At 35.3% G+C, this 18,751-nt stretch carries 15 protein-coding genes; 8 read left to right on the forward strand and 7 right to left on the reverse strand.

Translation table 11 applies throughout. The features are described 5' to 3' along the window. Nucleotides 1-119: 119 nt before the first annotated feature. The 3 genes from VB796_RS13260 (at nt 120) to VB796_RS13270 (ending at nt 3,549) form a co-directional block, all read left to right on the forward strand. The gene (locus VB796_RS13260) at nt 120-914 is read left to right on the forward strand and encodes a hypothetical protein (protein WP_323347033.1); all 795 of its coding nucleotides are present in this window, start codon (nt 120-122) and stop codon (nt 912-914) included. A 221-nt stretch (nt 915-1,135) separates the two neighbouring features. Further along, entirely contained in the window at nt 1,136-1,615 is a 480-nt protein-coding gene (locus tag VB796_RS13265) for a MarR family winged helix-turn-helix transcriptional regulator (protein ID WP_323347034.1), read from the forward strand. A 134-nt stretch (nt 1,616-1,749) separates the two neighbouring features. After that, nucleotides 1,750-3,549 carry an acyl-CoA dehydrogenase family protein gene (locus VB796_RS13270; protein WP_323347035.1) on the forward strand — a complete coding sequence of 600 codons (1,800 nt, stop codon included), beginning with the start codon at nt 1,750-1,752 and terminating at the stop codon, nt 3,547-3,549. 142 nt (nt 3,550-3,691) lie between these two features. On the opposite strand, the gene rplS is transcribed toward VB796_RS13270, so the two are convergent. Both rplS and fbaA read right to left on the reverse strand, forming a co-directional pair. After that, complete coding sequence (gene rplS / locus VB796_RS13275) at nt 3,692-4,054, reverse strand: 50S ribosomal protein L19 (RefSeq protein ID WP_323347036.1); 363 nt, start codon at nt 4,052-4,054, stop codon at nt 3,692-3,694. Nucleotides 4,055-4,293: 239 nt separating this feature from the next. Further along, complete coding sequence (gene fbaA / locus VB796_RS13280) at nt 4,294-5,376, reverse strand: class II fructose-bisphosphate aldolase (protein ID WP_323347037.1); 1,083 nt, start codon at nt 5,374-5,376, stop codon at nt 4,294-4,296. A 403-nt stretch (nt 5,377-5,779) separates the two neighbouring features. Between fbaA and VB796_RS13285 the strand changes: the two genes are divergently transcribed. Then, nucleotides 5,780-6,352 carry a hypothetical protein gene (locus VB796_RS13285; protein WP_323347038.1) on the forward strand — a complete coding sequence of 191 codons (573 nt, stop codon included), beginning with the start codon at nt 5,780-5,782 and terminating at the stop codon, nt 6,350-6,352. Here the strand turns inward: VB796_RS13285 and VB796_RS13290 are convergent. From VB796_RS13290 to VB796_RS13305, 4 genes are all read right to left on the reverse strand, one after another. Further along, entirely contained in the window at nt 6,339-7,082 is a 744-nt protein-coding gene (locus VB796_RS13290; protein WP_323347039.1) for a GLPGLI family protein, read from the reverse strand. The two genes, VB796_RS13285 and VB796_RS13290, sit on opposite strands and share 14 nt — an antisense overlap. Nucleotides 7,083-7,301: 219 nt before the next feature. Beyond that, a complete protein-coding gene (locus VB796_RS13295; RefSeq protein WP_323347041.1) occupies nt 7,302-10,109 on the reverse strand; it encodes a TonB-dependent receptor domain-containing protein in 2,808 nt (935 codons plus the stop codon). Nucleotides 10,110-10,481: 372 nt separating this feature from the next. Further along, nucleotides 10,482-11,981, reverse strand: a complete 1,500-nt coding sequence (gene treA / locus VB796_RS13300; RefSeq protein WP_323347042.1) for an alpha,alpha-trehalase TreA — start codon at nt 11,979-11,981, stop codon at nt 10,482-10,484. A 318-nt stretch (nt 11,982-12,299) separates the two neighbouring features. Further along, complete coding sequence (locus VB796_RS13305) at nt 12,300-13,529, reverse strand: MFS transporter (protein WP_323347043.1); 1,230 nt, start codon at nt 13,527-13,529, stop codon at nt 12,300-12,302. A 352-nt stretch (nt 13,530-13,881) separates the two neighbouring features. On the opposite strand from VB796_RS13305, the gene VB796_RS13310 reads away from it, so the two are divergent. From VB796_RS13310 to VB796_RS13325, 4 genes are all read left to right on the forward strand, one after another. After that, the gene (locus tag VB796_RS13310; RefSeq protein WP_323347044.1) at nt 13,882-14,736 is read left to right on the forward strand and encodes an AraC family transcriptional regulator; all 855 of its coding nucleotides are present in this window, start codon (nt 13,882-13,884) and stop codon (nt 14,734-14,736) included. Between the two features lie 155 nt (nt 14,737-14,891). Continuing rightward, nucleotides 14,892-15,620 carry a (Fe-S)-binding protein gene (locus VB796_RS13315; protein WP_323347045.1) on the forward strand — a complete coding sequence of 243 codons (729 nt, stop codon included), beginning with the start codon at nt 14,892-14,894 and terminating at the stop codon, nt 15,618-15,620. Nucleotides 15,621-15,721: 101 nt separating this feature from the next. Beyond that, on the forward strand, nt 15,722-17,089 hold the full coding sequence (locus VB796_RS13320) for a lactate utilization protein B (protein WP_323347046.1): 1,368 nt from the start codon (nt 15,722-15,724) through the stop codon (nt 17,087-17,089). 129 nt (nt 17,090-17,218) lie between these two features. Further along, entirely contained in the window at nt 17,219-17,803 is a 585-nt protein-coding gene (locus VB796_RS13325; protein ID WP_323347047.1) for a LutC/YkgG family protein, read from the forward strand. 55 nt (nt 17,804-17,858) lie between these two features. On the opposite strand, the gene VB796_RS13330 is transcribed toward VB796_RS13325, so the two are convergent. Further along, nucleotides 17,859-18,647 carry a hypothetical protein gene (locus VB796_RS13330; protein ID WP_323347048.1) on the reverse strand — a complete coding sequence of 263 codons (789 nt, stop codon included), beginning with the start codon at nt 18,645-18,647 and terminating at the stop codon, nt 17,859-17,861. Nucleotides 18,648-18,751 lie beyond the last annotated feature (104 nt).

Here is an 18,751-nt window from a genome sequence, read left to right on the forward strand (position 1 = left end):
TTTGCCTCCCTTCTCTTGTATTTTGTTAGCCATATTTTGGAATGATATTTGCTCATCTCTAAGTACGCACATCTCCGCTCTTCCGCCCGAAGTATTTTTAAACAACCATTAGATTTCCCATGAAAAATCTTCACAAACGCATTCTAAGCGTAGGCGTAGCCTGTTCGTCGTTGGTGGGTATGGCATTTGTATCGCTGCCCAAACAACCTAAAGGCATTCTAACTTCCCTGAACTTAGCGGTAGCTAAATCAGAACTTGAGTTTCTGGATTCTTTTGCCAGTAAAAAAGGTCCCGAAAAAGAAACAAGTGATAATTCATCACCCAAAACAACTCTGAAAGGGAAAGTACACACCACGTCCAATTTGGCGATTGGATTAACAACTGTAGCCACGGAACAAAACATTCAATTAACATGGACAACTCCGCAAGGGCATAATAGTCGCAAATTTATTATTCAACGAAGCAAAGATTTAGAAAAATTTTATGACGTTGCCGAAGTCAAACCTTTAGCAAATGAGTTAATCCATACTTTTATTGACGAAAACCCATCGGGGGGCTTTGTCAACCACTATCGAGTTATTGAATTTGATACTGATAGAAATATGCACGTGTATTCGCCGATGGCTGTACAAGCTAATGCCATGAATGGTGAAGCGTTTGGAGTAACCTTGCATACATCAGAAGAAGGAGAAATGATACGTGTCAAAATGGACAATGTTAAAGAATCTGATGTTTTATTAAGTACAATTACGGGTATGGGAGTACCATGCGATGCTGTACAAAAAAGTAAAAGTGAAGTAATTTTATTACCAACATATCCCCTATCACCAGGAGAATATATTGTTAAAATAAGAGATGTTAAAGATGAAAAACGTTTCAAAGTTCAATTTAGAAGAACAGAAAAAATGTTTTAAAATTTAACTCATAACTATCTCATGGTCAGATTGATAGATTTAGGAAGCTAATATCTATCAATCTGACCATTTTTTATTTTTGCAAGTGTAAATAAAAATTTAACGAATATTTAATAGTATGCTTGCATAATAATTTTTTATTTTACAATTTTACGATGTTATGCAGTGCATAATAATTAACCACTAAAATAGTATAAATATTTCAATTTATAATGAAGCCCATGAAAGCAGAGAAAACCGTAGATTATCATATTAAATCTGGCTGGCACGCAATCAGCAGAATGTATAACCTATATGCCGCTCCATTTGATATGACAATGGCAATTGGGTATGTTTTACTAAATATCGACAGAAAGGGAACTCCTGCTACCAAAATTGCACCTGCTTTGGGTTTGGAGGCACGTAGTTTGACTCGGATGTTAAAATCTTTGGAAGACAAAAAATGGATTCGTCGAGAAACCGATGAAGATGACCGCAGAGTAGTAAAAGTTTATTTAACCGAAGAAGGGAAACGTAAACGTGACCTCGCTCGTGAAGGTGTGATTCTTTTCAATAATGCTGTTTATGAAAAAATTGGCGAAGAAAACCTTAATACATTTTTTGAGGTAATGAAAAAAATTAATGAAGTAGTCAACAATGATACGGCAAATTACCGAGCAGAAAGTTTAGCTGATGCCAATATTGAAGAAGAAATCATCTAAGTAAAAAAAAATGAAAATATTTTAAATAGTATGCTTGCATAACATTTTTATTATTAAGTATCTTTACAAAAAATTGGTATGCAAGCATACCAATTTAATAAAACCGAATATCAGTATTATAACATCCAAAGAATATGACACTCACAGCTAACAAAGCTTCTATCAAAGGAGGCGAGTTTTTAATCAAAGATATTGACGCTTCACAGGTTTTTATTCCTGAAGAATTTACCGAAGAGCAACAAATGATTGCTCAAACCTGTATTGACTTTCTTCGTACAGAAGTTCATCCTCGTTTAGACGAAGTTGATTATGCCAAAAATACGGATTTGATGGTAGAATTGATGGACAAAGCGGGTGAGTTGGGTCTATTAGGAACGGCTATTCCAGAAGAGTACGGTGGCTTTGGTATGAACTTCAACACTTCGATGTTGGTAGCAGAAGCTTGTGGAGGTGGACATTCATTCTCGGTGGCACTTTCGGCACACACGGGCATTGGCACATTACCTATTTTATATTACGGAAACGAAGAACAAAAAGCAAAATATTTACCAAGATTAGCTTCTGGAGAATGGAAAGCAGCTTATTGTTTGACCGAGCCAGATTCTGGGTCAGATGCTAATTCAGGAAAAACGAAAGCGGTTTTGTCGGAAGATGGTAAGAATTTCATCATCAACGGACAAAAAATGTGGATTACAAACGGTGGTTTTGCCGATTTATTTATTGTATTCGCAAAAATTGATTCTGATAAATCATTGACTGCCTTTATTGTAGAAAAAGATTTTGGTGGAATCACGATGAACGAGGAAGAGCGTAAAATGGGGATTAAGGGTTCATCAACTCGTCAGGTTTTCTTTAATGACTGTGTTGTACCCGTTGAAAATCAATTATTTACTCGTGAAGGAGGCTTTAAAATTGCAGTAAATATCTTAAATATTGGGCGTATCAAATTGGCATCGGCTGTTATGGGAGCATCGAAAGGTGTTATTTCTACGGCAGTTAATTATGCTAATGAACGTAAACAATTTGGTACTTCAATTAGTAATTTTGGAGCAATTAAGCATAAAATTGCCGAAATGACTGTTAAAGTGTTCGCCTCAGAATCAGCTTGTTACCGTGCAGGACAAAACATTGATGATGCCATTGAAGATTTGTTGGCTGGTGGCATGGATTCTGCTCAGGCAAAACTAAAAGGTGTTGAACAATTTGCGATTGAGTGTGCGATGTTAAAAGTGCATGGTTCAGAAGTATTGGATTATGTAGTAGATGAAGGTGTGCAAATTTATGGTGGCATGGGCTTTTCAGCCGAAGCACCAATGGACAGAGCTTATCGTGATTCACGTATCAATAGAATTTTTGAAGGAACAAACGAAATTAATCGTTTGCTTTCGGTAGGAACAATTGTAAAACGTGCCATGAAAGGCGAATTGAATTTGATGCCTGCGGCAATGGCGGTTGGTAAAGAAATTATGTCAATTCCTGATTTTGGAGCGGAGGAAGAGGAAGGCTTATTTATCGCTGAGAAAAAAGTTATTAAGAATTTGAAAAAAGCGACCTTGATGATTGCAGGTGCTGCTTTACAGAAATTTATGATGAAGTTTGAACAAGAACAAGAAATCATCATGGATTTGGCGGATATGTTAATCGAACTTTACATTGCAGAGTCAACTTTATTAAGAGTTGAGAAATTAATTGGTATGAAGGGCGAATCAGCTTGTGAATTACAACGTGATGCCGCCATGATTTATTTATATCATGCCGTTGAAAAAGTGAATAATGCAGGAAAATCAGCCATTACAAGTTTTGCAGAAGGTGACGAATTGAGAGTAATGTTGATGGGATTGAAACGCTTTACGAAAATTGAACCGATGAATTTGAAAGATGCTCGCAGACGCATTGCAGAGGCTTCAATTGAGAAAAACAGTTACGTATTTTAGGGATAGAATAAATTATATTTTTTGGTTTAGAAAGAAAAAAGAGGCGGATTTTCTGCCTCTTTTTTTGTCCTTAAATTCAAGACAAAATAAAAGAGTCGTTTCTTGCGAAACGACTCTTTTTATATCAGTATTAATCAAAAGATTATTTCTTTTTCTTAACCATTTCTTTAACCTTAGCAGCTCTACCTTGTTTGCCACGAAGATAAAATAATCTTGCACGACGAACTTTACCTTTACGTAATACTTCGATTTTGTCGATGTTTGGAGAAAGTAATGGAAAAATTCTTTCTACACCTACACCGTTAGAGATTTTACGTACTGTGAAAGACTCACCTGCACCTGCATTACGACGTTGGATTACTGTTCCTTGGAAAACCTGAATACGCTCTTTAGCACCTTCACGGATTTTTACGTGTACGTTGATAGTATCACCTGCTGAAAACTCGGGCAATTCTGCACGGCGTGCAGCATTTTCAGCCTCTACGAACTTAATTAAATCGTTCATTTTTTGTTTTTTTGACTGTTGAAAATTTTGATTTATTTTCCGAAAAAATCACCAGCGGTAGCCTTAAAGGTCTGATTAACAATAAATTAGTTACATCAAGATTGCCCAGCCACATAATCATTTTTGTTTGGGACTGCAAAGGTATGGATTATTTTTGAGAATTTGAAATATTATTAAACAAAAAAGCGTCTCTAAATGAATAGAGACGCTTTTTTTATCAAACAAAATAATTCTTCGTATTATAAGTATTGATTGGCATTTCCTGCGTTTAAATCTTCAAAAGCTAATTTCAAACGACTTACGAATGTATCTTCACCTTTACGTAACCATACACGTGGGTCATAGAATTTCTTGTTTGGAGAATCTTCACCTGTTGGGTTACCGATTTGTCCTTGCAAGTATCCTTCTTTTTCTTTGTAGAAGTTCAAAATACCTTCCCAGAATGCCCATTGTAAGTCTGTATCAATGTTCATTTTGATTGCTCCGTAAGAAAGTGCTTCACGAATTTCTTCACGAGATGAACCAGAACCTCCGTGGAATACGAAGTTGATTGGCTTCTCAGCAGTTAAACCGAATTTCTCTTTTACGAATTCTTGAGAATTATGTAAAATGATTGGAGACAATTTAACGTTTCCTGATTTATAAACTCCGTGTACGTTTCCAAATGCCGCAGCGATTGTGAAACGGTGAGAGATTTTGCTCAATTCTTCGTAAGCATAAGCTACTTCAGAAGGTTGAGTATATAATTTTGACGAATCAATATCTGAGTTATCAACGCCATCTTCTTCTCCACCTGTTACGCCCAATTCAATTTCTAAAGTCATGCCTATTTTAGCCATTCTCTCTAAATAGTGCTTACAGATTTCGATGTTTTCTTCGATTGGTTCTTCTGAAAGGTCAATCATGTGTGAAGAGAACAAAGGTTTGCCGTGTTGTGCATAAAATGCTTCACCTGCATCCAAAAGACCATCTAACCAAGGCAATAATTTCTTAGCACAGTGGTCTGTATGAAGAATCACTTGAACGCCATAAGCATCAGCCATTTGGTGTACGTGGTGAGCTCCAGAAATACCGCCTGCGATAGAAGCTTCTTGCTTTCCGTTTGGTAAAGATTTACCTGCATAAAATTGAGCTCCACCATTCGAGAACTGAATAATTACGGGAGAATTTACCGCTTTGGCTGCTTCTAATACACCGTTTACAGTATCTGTTCCGGTAACGTTTACGGCTGGCAAAGCAAACTGATGTTTTTTAGCGATTTCGAACAGTTCTTGTACGGCATCTCCGTACAAAACACCTTTCTGAGAAGACAAACTTGACATAATTTAATTTTTTCTTGTTAAAAACTTATTTTAACTATTTTTTGGGATAAAAGAATCCAAAAATAATTATTTTAATTGGCATATTGCACTTTTTACAGAATATTATTTGGAAAATAGATTTTTTGCCAAATAATATAAAAAACGCTTTCAGCCAATTCCCTCACAAATATACGAAGGTTTATGCCCTTTTATAGTTTTTAATGGGCTTGTTTTCTTTTGTATGGTACTGTTGGGGTAAGGCACCGTGTCACAATCTATTTATGAGCATAAATTTAATTTGATTCAACCATTCATCTTTAACTCAATGTTAAACATCAATTACTGTTAAATAACGTTAATTCTCCAAGCCTACAAAATACAGATTTTCTTCATACGTTATTTTGAAAACGCTTATTTAAACGCTATGAAAAAATCAATTTTACTGTTTATTTTTCTCTTAAACGTTCTTATCTCATTCGCTCAAATTGCCCATAAAAATGAGCCTTTTGTGCGTTGTCTTTCACTTCAAATGACGGGTAAAAAGAAGAATATCAACTTTTTTGAAGGGAATGAAATATCCTTTAAAACTTTCCAAAGTCATAAAATCAAACGCTTTGAAATTATCAAATTAACGGATAGTTCATTTTTCTACGCTCCGAGTGAGGATTTGAATACGGTTTTCGATTTGCAGGAATTGAAGTTTAAAGAAATCAAAAAGGTATATCTTGGGAAAAATCATAGTGCTATTTCCATGAGGGGATTTGGCACTTTGGGCAGTGCGGGCGTTATGCTTTATACCTTTGATATTTTAAATCAATTGAAAAATCTTCCTATAAAAAATAACCCAACACTTCTTGGCATAAGTGCTGGGTTAATTGGTGCAAGTTATTTACTAAAAATGGTATCGAGCCAAAATTATAAAATCAACAAACACCATTATTTTCATTTGTATCATTTAGCTTATTCAAGTCCATTGTTAAAACCTAATATCGAATAGTCCAATATGGATTACGTTCTTCTTTTATTTTCTCTTGAATAAATTTCCGAAGCATATCTTGAAAAGCTAAATCATTGATTTTCTTGCCTTTTTGTTTTTTGGGTAAATCAAACTCGGTTGTTAGTTTTTTATTTTCAATTTTGGTTGCTTCAATCGTTACAGCTCCGTCATTAATGTCTAATTCTAAAATTAACCCTGGTAAACCATACAATCTTTCTGGGCCTGCATTTACGGGAATATCTTGGGCAAACCATGCGATAATTTTCTGTTTTTTCACAGTGTCTTGAATCATCGCTTTCATACAAATATGCCCTGCCACGTCTTTAATGTCATTCAAGATTTTCCAATTGGGCATTTGTAAAGAATCTTCTACGATATAAACTTTCCCCAACATTTCCATTGCATCATTCATGGTATTTTTTTCAAAATTCCGTCTTACGTTGTACTCTTCTTTACGCCAAGCATACCCTTCCGATTCGTCCGATTTTTCTTCTGAGTGTGTATATCGGCTTTCTTTTTCGTTGAAATATAGCAGGGTATATTCCTTCCAATCGTCTCGTCCGCCAAACATATAGGCTTGCTTTTCTTTTTCTTGCTTGCTCAAATACGAAAGTGTACTGTTGAGTTTAGTCCAGTAAGTGGTACGTGTATAACTTACAACGCCCTCTTGTTGGGCATAAGTTGTAATAGACACTAAAAATATTGCTATAATTATGATTACTTTTTTCATGATTTTAATTGTTAATAAGCTGTCATTACTTCGTGCCTCGCAATGACAGTTTTGAAATATTTTAAAACTACTGTTTAAAAAACTTTAATTTGACTTGTTTCTTAGCAGTCTGACTATCGTCTGACCGAGTCCATCCAAGTATTCGGTCAAACGATAGTCAGACCGTTAAACCAAAATGTTTTTTCAAGAAATATCCGACAAACTAAAGTATTTCAAATACTACATCCAACCTTGATTTTTCTTCAATTTATCTACGTGACCTTTTAAATTATAAGTAAGGCTCAACATAAAATAACGTGCTAAAGTCAAGGAGGTTTGGTTGGTTACGGTATTTTGGAAACCTCGTTGAATAATACTTTGACGTTTATTGAAAATATCAAAAGCCGCCAAACGTACTTCTAATTTATTTTCTTTCAAGAATAAACGACGCACAGAGCAGTTCAAAATTGGAATATCTTGATTAAAATTAAAACGGTCGTTGCGATAATTTGTATAATCTAAATTAGTTTCTAAGAATGTTTTTTTGGCAAAATTCCACTTCACAGAAGCATCTAAACTGTTGTTTTTGATGTTCTGATTTTGGGCTTCACTAATGGTATATTTGATGGTACTAAATCCTAATTTACCATTTCCCGAAACTATCAATTTATCACTCGGTGTGAGGCTAAAACCAAGTTTAAAACTGTAACCTTGTGTATCGTTTTGATTCAAAGTGCCATTGATAAAGGTTGGATTTGATGACAAGTTAATATTTGAGCTAAAATTGACGGTCAATTTAGTTTTCACGATTGGAAAACCAGCATAAATACCTGAACTAAATCTTTGTCCGCCTGATAGATTTTCTGGACGAGTACGAACCACAAAAGTATTAGCATCAACCGTCTGATTATAAACCACTTGGCTTGTATAATAGTTATAATCTGTCCATAAGTTGACATACATAAAAGTAGCAGGGTCAAATTTATTGAAATAAGCACTAATATTGTGGCTCTTCTCTGGTGCTAAATCTGGATTTCCTGATGAGATAAAAAATGGGTTATTATTATTGATAACAGGCTGTAAATCGGCAATTTGCGGAGCTTCAACATTCAAATTATAGTTTACACTTAGATAAACATTACTTTTCAATTCAATGTCTGTTCCAAGATATGGGGTAATTGACGAGTAGTTTTTTGAAATGCTACTGGCAACTTGAGCATCTTTTCGTGGGAATAATTTACCGTCAAGGTCAAAACGTAAAGCAGCTAAACCAACCGTCACGTTTACGCCCGCATGAGAATAACGCATACTTGTTCCGAGACGATTATAAGTAATATTATTTTTGTAATAGGTACTCAAACTGTCCATTCGCTGATTTTCCAATTTAGCATTAAAAGCATCACGACCCACTTCTCGATTGTCGGCACTGACATTATAGAAACTTTCCCAATACATTCTTTTTGAAAGTGGCTCTAAATACAAAACACTTCCTTTCAATAAATTTTGGCGATTGGCATTATTATTTAATTGCCCCAAAGCACGAATTTGTTGTGAAATCGTTCCTGCATTTAAAAATTTACTGTTTGAGTTTAGGTTTTCCGTTCCGTCAGAATTATTGACATTATAACCTCCGCTTAAAGCAAAAGTGCGTCCTTTTTTCTTGAATTTATGACGATAGATAACGTTGCTCGTCAAGCTAAATGATGATAAAGCAGAGCTGTTATTAATATCCGAAGATGTACGTAAAACATTATCTTCCGAAAAATTTCGTTGATACTGAATCGTTGAAATATTATTGGTACTAAATCTCAAATTGGCTTTAGCGATGACGGTATTATTAGAGTCAACCATTTGTTCAAAACGACTTCCGATACTGTGATTGCCTCTAAAGTTATTCTGATTGGTGGTATCGGTGGTAGTAAAGGAATTATTTTGCAAGAAGGTTTTTGTATTTTGATACTGGTCGAGCATCAAACGAGTTTGATTATAAAAATAACTTGTGCTGATTTTGGTTTTCTTGTTGTCAAAATTATAGTTGACTCCTCCCCCACCGTTGTTGGTAAAGCCTCTACCGTCAAAATTATTGGTTACAACGTCATTATCACCCGACCACCAACGGTTTCCACCAAAGCCAAAATCACCATTATCGTTATTATTGAAGCTATTATTTCCTTTAAATTCACCGTAATCGCTCCAGTTTACACCTGTTTCGTTGATGTTGTTTCCGTATCCCAAAATTGAAAACTGTTCTTTTTTATTGAATCGGTTATAATTTCCACGCAAAGCCATCCGTGAATCAGTACCCATTGCTCCCGTAATTTTACCAAAAGCACCTTTTTTGTATTCGTCTTTCAGCTCTAAATTGATAGCTTTTTCTTTCTTTCCATCATCAACTCCTGTCAGTTTTGCTTGTTCTGATTTATCATTAAAAACCTGTACTTTCGAGATAGTTTCTGCTCCTAAGTTCTTGGTGGCGGCTTTTGGGTCGTCTCCAAAGAAGGTTTTTCCATCCACCAACACTTTTTTGATGTCTTTCCCTTGTGCTTTGATGTTCCCTTGTGCGTCAACTTCCATTCCTGGTAAGCGACGAAGTAAATCTTCTACCGATGAACCTTGCGGGACTTTAAACGCCCGAGCATCGTACTCAATGGTATCGCCTTTGATGGTCAGTGGAGCTCTGGCGGTTCTGACAACTACCTCCAATAATTCCTTCGTGATGGGTTTTATGCCGATATTTCCCAAATCAACCACTTCATTAGCAGATGGACTCACTAATTGTTGATGCGGAATATAACCCACATACGAAATTTTAAGAATGTAATTGACATTTTTGACATTTCGAAACTCGAATGCACCTTTGTCGTTTGCCCTTGAAAAATTCACCAAAGCAGAATCTTTTGGTTGCAAAAGCATGACAGTTGCACCACCTAATACGGCAGAGGAAGTGTCTTGAACGACACCTTTGAGGGTCACTCTTACAGGATTTTGTGCCAACATTGAAAAGGCACAAAACAGGTACGCAATTAGCAATACGGAAATTTTACGCATGGTAGTAGATTACGTTTTTTTGAGGTAAAAAAAGAGTTTAAATACTGGGATAATTCCCTAACAAGATTTTAGTTTATGCGTTGTGGTATGAATTATTTAGGTGTAAAATCATGGTCATAATTAAATTGTTTGAGGTTGATTTTTAAGAACGTTGCAAATATAACTATTTATTTAGTTATAAAATTTGCTTTAACAATCTTTAACATCATTTTACATTTTTAACCTTTCGTTAAAAGACGAAACAATTTCAAAAATGTTGCAAAAAAGATTCGTAAATATTTGACTCATAAGCCATTATAACAAAAAAAGCCTCTGACATTTAGACATTAATATCTAATAGTCAGAGACTTATAATAATTATCTTTTAGTAAATCAACCTCTCAAAAACTTCAAATACACGCCATTAGTCCAACCAAAACCATCTTGATTGGGGTATTCTCCCCCACCTGCTAAAGTGTCAGGTGTTTTTACGTTGTACTTCTCAGTCATTTTTCCAGTTTGTTGATAAACCTTTTCATTGGTTTTCATCCAACGATGTTTTAAGTCATTTGCTAAATCCGTAAATCCGTAATTCATTAAACCTCTATACGTCATATATTGCAAAGGAGCCCAACCATTTGGCGAATCCCATTGCTGACCCGTTTTATCTAAAGTTGTAATTACACCTCCATCTTGCAAAAAGTCAGTTTTCAAAATATCTGCTACTTTTTCAGCTTCAGTATGTTTGGCTATTTTAAAAAACAAAGGAAAAACACTCGCTAAAGTTCGGCAATGGGATTGTTGCTGTTCTACAAAATCATAGTCAACATAAAAACCTATTTCAGCATTATAAAAATAGGTACTAATGGCTATTTCTCGCTGAGTTGCCAAGATTGTATATTCCTGAGTTTTTTCCTGATTTCCTACCAATGAATGAGCTTTTGATAGTGTTTTTTCAAGATTCAACAGAAGACAGTTCAAATCAACAGGCAAAATATCTGTTGTGTGAATGGTGTTCATATTCTGGCAATCTTTGAACCAACGGCTACTAAAATCCCAGCCTGATTCTGCCGCTGCCCGAATGTGGCGATAAAAACCCTTCGAATGTTCAGAAAGACTTTCGGCTAATTCTACATCTTCACGGTAAGATTCTGGTCGTGGTGTATCATATTCGTCCCAAAAACGGTTCAAAACTGTTCCATTTTCTAACAAAACAACTCGGTTATTTGCCTGATTTTGAATTGAAAGTTCATCTTTCCCCGACATCCAAAATTGGTATTCTTTTTCTAAAACTGGCAAATATTTCGTAAGAATTTCATCACCTTTTTCTTCTCTCAAAACCTCCACCATCAATGAAAAAAACGGTGGTTGCGAACGCCCCAAAAAATAAGCACGATTACCATTGGGAATATACCCGATTTGGTCAATCAAATGAGCAAAATTATTGACAATATTTTCGATTAAATCAACTCTTCGGCTGGTTTGCAAACCTAAAATTGAAAAATAGCTATCCCAATAATAAATCTCTTGAAAACGCCCTCCAGGTACAATGTATGGGTGTGGCAGAGCAATTAAAGAACCTTTTGCTTCAGCAGGTTCACGGGTGAGGATTTCCCACAAGCCATCCAAATGCTCTGAAATCGGTTTGCTTGTATCGCTGTGATATTCCAGCGATTCAAAGGGGTTTTTATCAAAATTTTCAGTAACAAATTGAGTTAAATCAAAATCAGATTCATTCCGTTGAGCCAAAAATTTCACTTCAATTAAACCAATATCAAATTTTGGAATATAATCGGTAAAAGTCTTAGAATCTGGAAAAATCGAACTCATTTGCACTGCCTTAAAAACTTCAGTTGAAGCAAAAGGATAAGTATCTTCTAATAATTGTAACATCTATAAGTTTATATAAAAATGGTTAATGCTGAGTTTTATTGGTTATTGGTTATTGGTTATTGGAGATTGGGGATTCGTTACTGGTTATTGGTTATTGGGGATTCGTTAGTTGATAAGTTAGTAAAAAAGTATTTTAGACCTTGTTGATTTTACGTCTCAATTACCAATTTCTAATTAACCAGTAACCAATTCCCAATTAACCAGTAACCAATAACCAATTAACCAATTAACCAGTAACCAATTCCCAATTAACCAGTAACCAATTCCCAATTAACCAATAACCAATTCCCAATTAACCAATAACCAATTAACCAGTAACTAATTCCCCTTTACTGATAATTTATTGAAGAATATTAAGCAAATAATCAACAAAGTCATCGGGATTAAGGAGAAATAAAAGGCACTTTGTCCGCCGTAATGTTCAAAAATATAACCCGTAATTAGTGAACCCGTTGTACCACCCAAAGCCGAGAAAATCACGATTAAACCAGACATTACTCCATGTTGGCGAGTTGGTAATGAACTCAAAATCACTGAGTTGATAGCAGGATAAATTGGAGCAATCACCAAACCAATCATCGGGAAAATAAAGGCAACTAACGGAGCATTCCCCCAACCCGTAATAGGCTCACTTCCAAGATTTTGGGCTAAAGGAAGTGCCAATAAAACTAAAGCTCCTGCCAATAAAACACAGCATATCAAAACCGTTAACCATTTTATTTTTTTCAAAACTACACCTGCTAAAAAACGCCCAATAGCTGTTGATGCCGCCAAAATACTCGCCATTTGGATACTCAAAGTTGAAGGTAAATGCAACACTTTACTATTGAAAGTGGGCAGCCAACTCATGATACTTTGTTCTATCAAAACATAAATAAAAGCACTTGCCACAAACACCAAAACCACAGGTACTACAATTAGTTGAAACATTTCAGAAAAACCACCCATTGACTTTTCATCACTCGATTTCTGAATGCTTGATTCATCAACAGGCGTTGTAAATAGTAGCAAGAAAGCCAAGACAGCAAGCCCAGCCAAGAGATAATAAACATGAATCCAAGTGTCTGATTGTGGATTATTGTCGTCTATGAAAGCTCCAAAAATGAAGTAACTTGACATAATTCCAACCATAAAAAAGGATTCTATAAAATTCATTAAACTAATATGTTCGCTTTTATCCTTTACCACTAAACCTATGGTAGCATACACCGATACTTTTATTAAAGCAAAACTTGCCCCTACGGCAGCAAAAAGTAATTTTGTCATCCAAAATTGATTCACCAAAGGCATTCCCAAACACGCAATGGTAACTATCAACAGAGCCAATAACATAGAATTTTTGTAGCCAATCCGAGTGAGATAAGAAGCCACCAAAAAAGATACAAAAGCAATACTTAAATCTTTAAATGCTTCTAAAACTGCAGCGGAAGACTCTGTAACGCCAAAAGTATTTTGAACTTGCAAAATGACCGTTCCGACGCTATTCAATAAAATAGCAAACAGAAAATAATTAATAAAAATTGAGAGTTTGATTTTCCAGTTATTCATGTTTCAGTGAGTGTTTTAGGAATAATTAGTGGATATTTTATTAATTCGATATGTGTTTACAACTTTTGGTAGTTCTTTTGATAGTAAATACATTAGGAAAACAATTCTGCATAAATCTATTACCAAAAAAGCGGACTTTTGTCCGCTTTTTCTTATTTTCAACCTGCAATCAATTTTTATTACGAAATGGTTAATGATTAATACAAAGTTGCAGCGTTTTTTGATAAATAACTACTCTTTATTTACTCAATAATTAAACTATATTAATATTTTTTAACTTAAAATTCTATATTTATTAGTAATAAAAGACTAATTAAAACAATATCACCAAATATTCTCTAAATAATATTATATGAAAACTGAATTTGAAATTATCCAACCTGATGAAGGTAGTTCTTTCCGACTTTTACATCATAAGGTTGCCGCTGATGCTTTCAAATGGCATTATCACTACCATCCAGAATACGAAATTGTTTGTGTATTTGAAGGTTCTGGACGAAGGCACGTAGGAAATCACCTCAGCAATTACACCAATGGTGACTTAGTTTTAATCGGCTCAAATCTCCCACACGGAGGTTTCGGTTATGGCTCAGTGGACACACACGAAGAGGTTGTGATTCAATTTAAAGAAGATTTTTTGGGTGAAGGTTTTTTATCAAGACCTGAAATGAAATCTATCAAAAAATTATTTGAGCGTTCAAAAAGAGGCATTTGCTTTAGTGGAGAAACGCAACGCAAGATTACTAAACAACTACGGGATTTACTCGACGTTCCACCCTTCGAACGACTACTATCTTTATTGAAAGTCCTACAAATAATGGCAAATTCAAAAGAATATGGACTATTAAACGCTGCTGAAAATCGTTATAATTTTAGTTTGAAAGACCAAGAACGCTTGAAAAAAGTATATGGTTTTGTAGAAGAAAACTTCTCCCAAAACATTGATATACAAGAAGTTGCCAATATTTGCCATTTAACAGTTCCCGCATTTTGCAATTACTTCAAGAAAAATCTCAATCAAACCTTCACTGATTTCACCAATGAATATCGGGTCAATCAAGCGTGCTTAATGCTTTTGGAAGGTTTAGAAATTGTGGATATTTGTTTCCGTTGTGGCTTCAATAATGTATCATATTTTGGACGAGTTTTCAAACAAATCAAAGGAACAAATCCTTCTGAATTTAGAAGAAAATTTAGCATGAATTAGACCATGAATGTACAGTATGGTACGCATGGTTTTGTACTTTAACTTTGAAAACGGTATCCAAAAAACTCAGGCAAAGGCTAAAGTATTCAGAATAGTTTATCGCTGAATTTATCTGATTCGCTCGTTGCTAATCGCACTTCGCTAAAATATCAAATATGAAAGTTGCCCTTTTTATTCCTTGTTATATAGACCAATTTTACCCACAAGTTGGTATTGCTACGTTAGAATTATTAGAAAAATTAGGCTGTGAAGTTGTTTTTCCACTCAACCAAACTTGCTGTGGACAACCAATGGCAAATTCGGGTTTTGAGCATCTCAACAAAGATTGTGATAATAATTTTGTAGAAAACTTTAAAGGTTACGACCATATTGTTTCACCTTCTGGAAGTTGCACCCTGCATATCAAAGACCACTTGCATGGTTCGGATGAAACCGCCTCAACTCACATTCGCAAACACATTTATGAGCTTTCAGAATTTTTGACTGATGTTTTGAAAGTTGAAAACCTAACCGCAAAATTTCCGCACAGAGTTGGTTTACACCAAAGTTGTCATGGACAAAGAGGCTTGAAAATCGCTCAAATGTCGGAATTAGTTGCTCCTGCATTTTCTAAAGCAGAACAACTATTGCAAATGGTAGAAGGTTTGTCGTTAGTTCAATTAGACCGTAAAGATGAATGTTGCGGTTTTGGAGGAACATTCTGTGTAACCGAAGAAGCAGTTTCTGTAAAAATGGGTAAAGACAGAGTTGATGACCACACTCGCCAAGAAGCCGAATATATCATTGGTTCAGACGTTTCGTGCTTAATGCACATGGAAGGAATTTTGAGAAGACAAGGCTCTAAAATTAAAGTAAAACATATAGCAGAGATATTGAATTCATAATGTAGCACGGGAATCCTTTCCCGTGCAATGAAGTCCGATTCACGGGAAGGGATTCCCGTGCTACATAAAAATTCACGGGAAAGATTCCCGTGCCACGTGAAATGACAAAAGACCACTCAGCAGCAGCAGCAGAATTTAATAAAGACGAAGCACGTGTAAACTGGCATGATGAAACCCTTTGGTTTGTACGTTCTAAACGTGACAAAGCCGTTTTTCAGATTCCAGAATGGGAACAATTGCGTGAAGCAGGTTCACAAATCAAAAATCATGTTTTATCAAATCTACATGATTATTTAACTGAATTTGAGAAAAAAGCAACTGAAAACGGCATTACGGTTCACTGGGCGGCTGACGGCAAAGAACATAACGAAATCATTTATTCGATTATCAAGAATGAGGGCGTAAACCGCATGGTCAAGTCCAAATCTATGCTAACTGAAGAATGTCATTTAAACGATTTTTTGAAAGAAAAAGGCGTTGAAGTCATTGATTCCGACCTTGGCGAGCGTATCGTTCAGATGCGTGAAGAACCACCTTCGCACATTGTTTTGCCAGCCATTCACCTCAAAAAGTCAGACGTTGGTGAAACTTTTCATCAACATCTTGGTACAGAAAAAGGTGCAACCGACCCACAATATTTAACAGAAGCGGCTCGCCAACATTTGAGAGATACGTTTCTAACTCGTAAAGTAGCCTTGACAGGTGTAAATTTTGCCATTGCCGAAACAGGTGGTTTTGTGGTTTGTACCAACGAAGGCAACGCTGATATGGGAGCTCATTTAGCCGACGTTCATATTGCAGCCATGGGTTTTGAGAAAATCATTCCGAAAGCTGAACACTTGGGCGTTTTCTTGAGATTATTAGCAAGAAGTGCCACAGGACAACCTATTACTACATTTTCGAGTCACTTTCATAAGCCACGAGAAGGACAAAAAATGCACATTGTGATTGTGGATAATGGCAGAACTACGCAATTGGGTCGCCCAGATTTTAGAAATTCATTGAAGTGTATTCGTTGTGCTGCTTGTTTTAATACTTGCCCTGTGTATCGTCGTTCGGGCGGGCATAGTTATCATACTGCCATTGCAGGGCCAATTGGTTCAATTCTCGCTCCGAATTTGGACATGGCTCAAAATGCAGATTTACCTTTTGCCTCCACGCTTTGCGGTTCATGCTCAAATGTTTGTCCTGTAAAAATTGATATTCATGAACAATTGTATAAATGGCGACAAGTTTTGGTACAAGATGGTCATGTTTCAAGTATAAAAAGCATAGGTATCAAATCAATGGCGAGCGTTTTAAACTCTCCAAAATTTTATAGAACCGCAGGGAAATTAGGTAGATTCTTAATGAAAACAGCTCCATTCATGGTTAATAATAATTTGAATGTTTGGTACAATCAAAGAGAAATGCCAGAAGTACCCAAAGAGAGTTTCAGAGAATGGTATCTTCGTAGAGACGTTTCCTGAAACGTCTTTTTTGAATGAAAGATAATTTGTAAAATTTTGTACAATGAAGACGTTTCATTGAATGAAAAATAATTTGTAAAATTTTGTGCAATGAAGACGTTTCATGAAACGTCTCTACCTATCAAAACAATGTCATCAAGAGAACAAATATTAGCCAACATCAAAACAAATCAGCCTGATTATCAAAAGCTTGACGTTCAGTTTAAGTTTGATACAGTTTATGAAAACTTGTTTGAAAAATTCTCAGAAATCTTGAGTTTTGTAGGAGGCAAAGCTATTGTAGTCAATAATTACGAAGAAATAAAGGCGGATGTTCAAGAGCATTATAAAGGTGTAAAAAATATTGCTACGACCATTTCTGAACTTTCATCATTAGCTGATTTTAACCTAAATATCAGCGACCCACATGATTTAGAAATGCTTAATTTAGCCATTATCAAAGGAGATTTTGCGGTAGCAGAAAATGGAGCTATTTGGGTTTCTGAAAAACACATTCCACATCGTGTTTTGCCAATGATTACCCAATATTTAGTAATCGTTGTCAAAAAATCTGAAATCGTTACCAATATGCACCGTGCTTACGAGCGAGTAAAAGTTGACGAAACAGGCTTTGGAACTTTTATTTCTGGCCCTTCCAAAACAGCCGATATTGAGCAAAGTTTAGTCATTGGAGCTCACGGAGCGAGAGGACTAACGGTTTATGTTCTGGATTAATCATATTGGAATATTATAAACTTCCCGAAATTTACTTTCGGGAAGTTTATAATATCTACTTACAATTATACTGAAAAGATAGAACACTCGTATATTTATCTCCATCATCGTCAATATCACTGGTTCGTTTTATTGGTTGTGATGTACTATTATATTCAAAAGTGTGATTTTCTGTATAAAAAACATATTTATCTTCTTCATAAAATTTTTCAGAAAGTGAATTGTTTTTAGTTAGATAACTAAAGTCATCAACTAAACCAGAGAAGCCCAATGCAATGGCTCTGAACGCCTCTGGATAAATATTCTGCTTATCATCAAATTTTGTAATTTCATAGTACAAATACTCTGGGTCTTTGTCTAATTTTTCAAAAACCTTTGCAATATTATTTCCCAAATATTCAAATCTAAGAGCATCCGTTTCCCCCTGACTGTATGTTGTTGTAATATTGCTTAATTGAGCATTAGCATTGTAGGCAAAAACACTGGTTTGATACGGCTTATCACTTAGTGTTGTTACTGCTTTTGTGGCTTTTCCAGTACCATCATACGTAAAAGTTGCCACGAATGTATAAACTTTTGTTCCTATCTTATAAGCCAAATTTACTTTTTCTACTAAATTTTGGGTGTTGTAAATAAAATTATAGGAAACATTTGATGAATCGCTTTTATATGATACTAAACGATTATTGCCATCATAAGTCATTGTACCCAAAACATTTCCTTTCTGATTTGCAATTGTTGACAGATAACACGTTTGGGGTGTGGTATCTGTATCTTTTTTACAAGAAACAACTATTATCAAAGTTAAAAAACTAACTACCAATAAGTTATATACTTTTTTCATGAATGCTAAGATTATAATGATAAAGCAAATTTAGGCTTGCACAGAAGTCATCTTTCAAAGACGACTTCTATGTTCGATAAATTATGCCAAATCATTGTTGAAAT

The sequence above is a fragment of the Arcicella sp. LKC2W genome (assembly GCF_034931005.1).
Lineage (GTDB): Bacteria > Bacteroidota > Bacteroidia > Cytophagales > Spirosomataceae > Arcicella.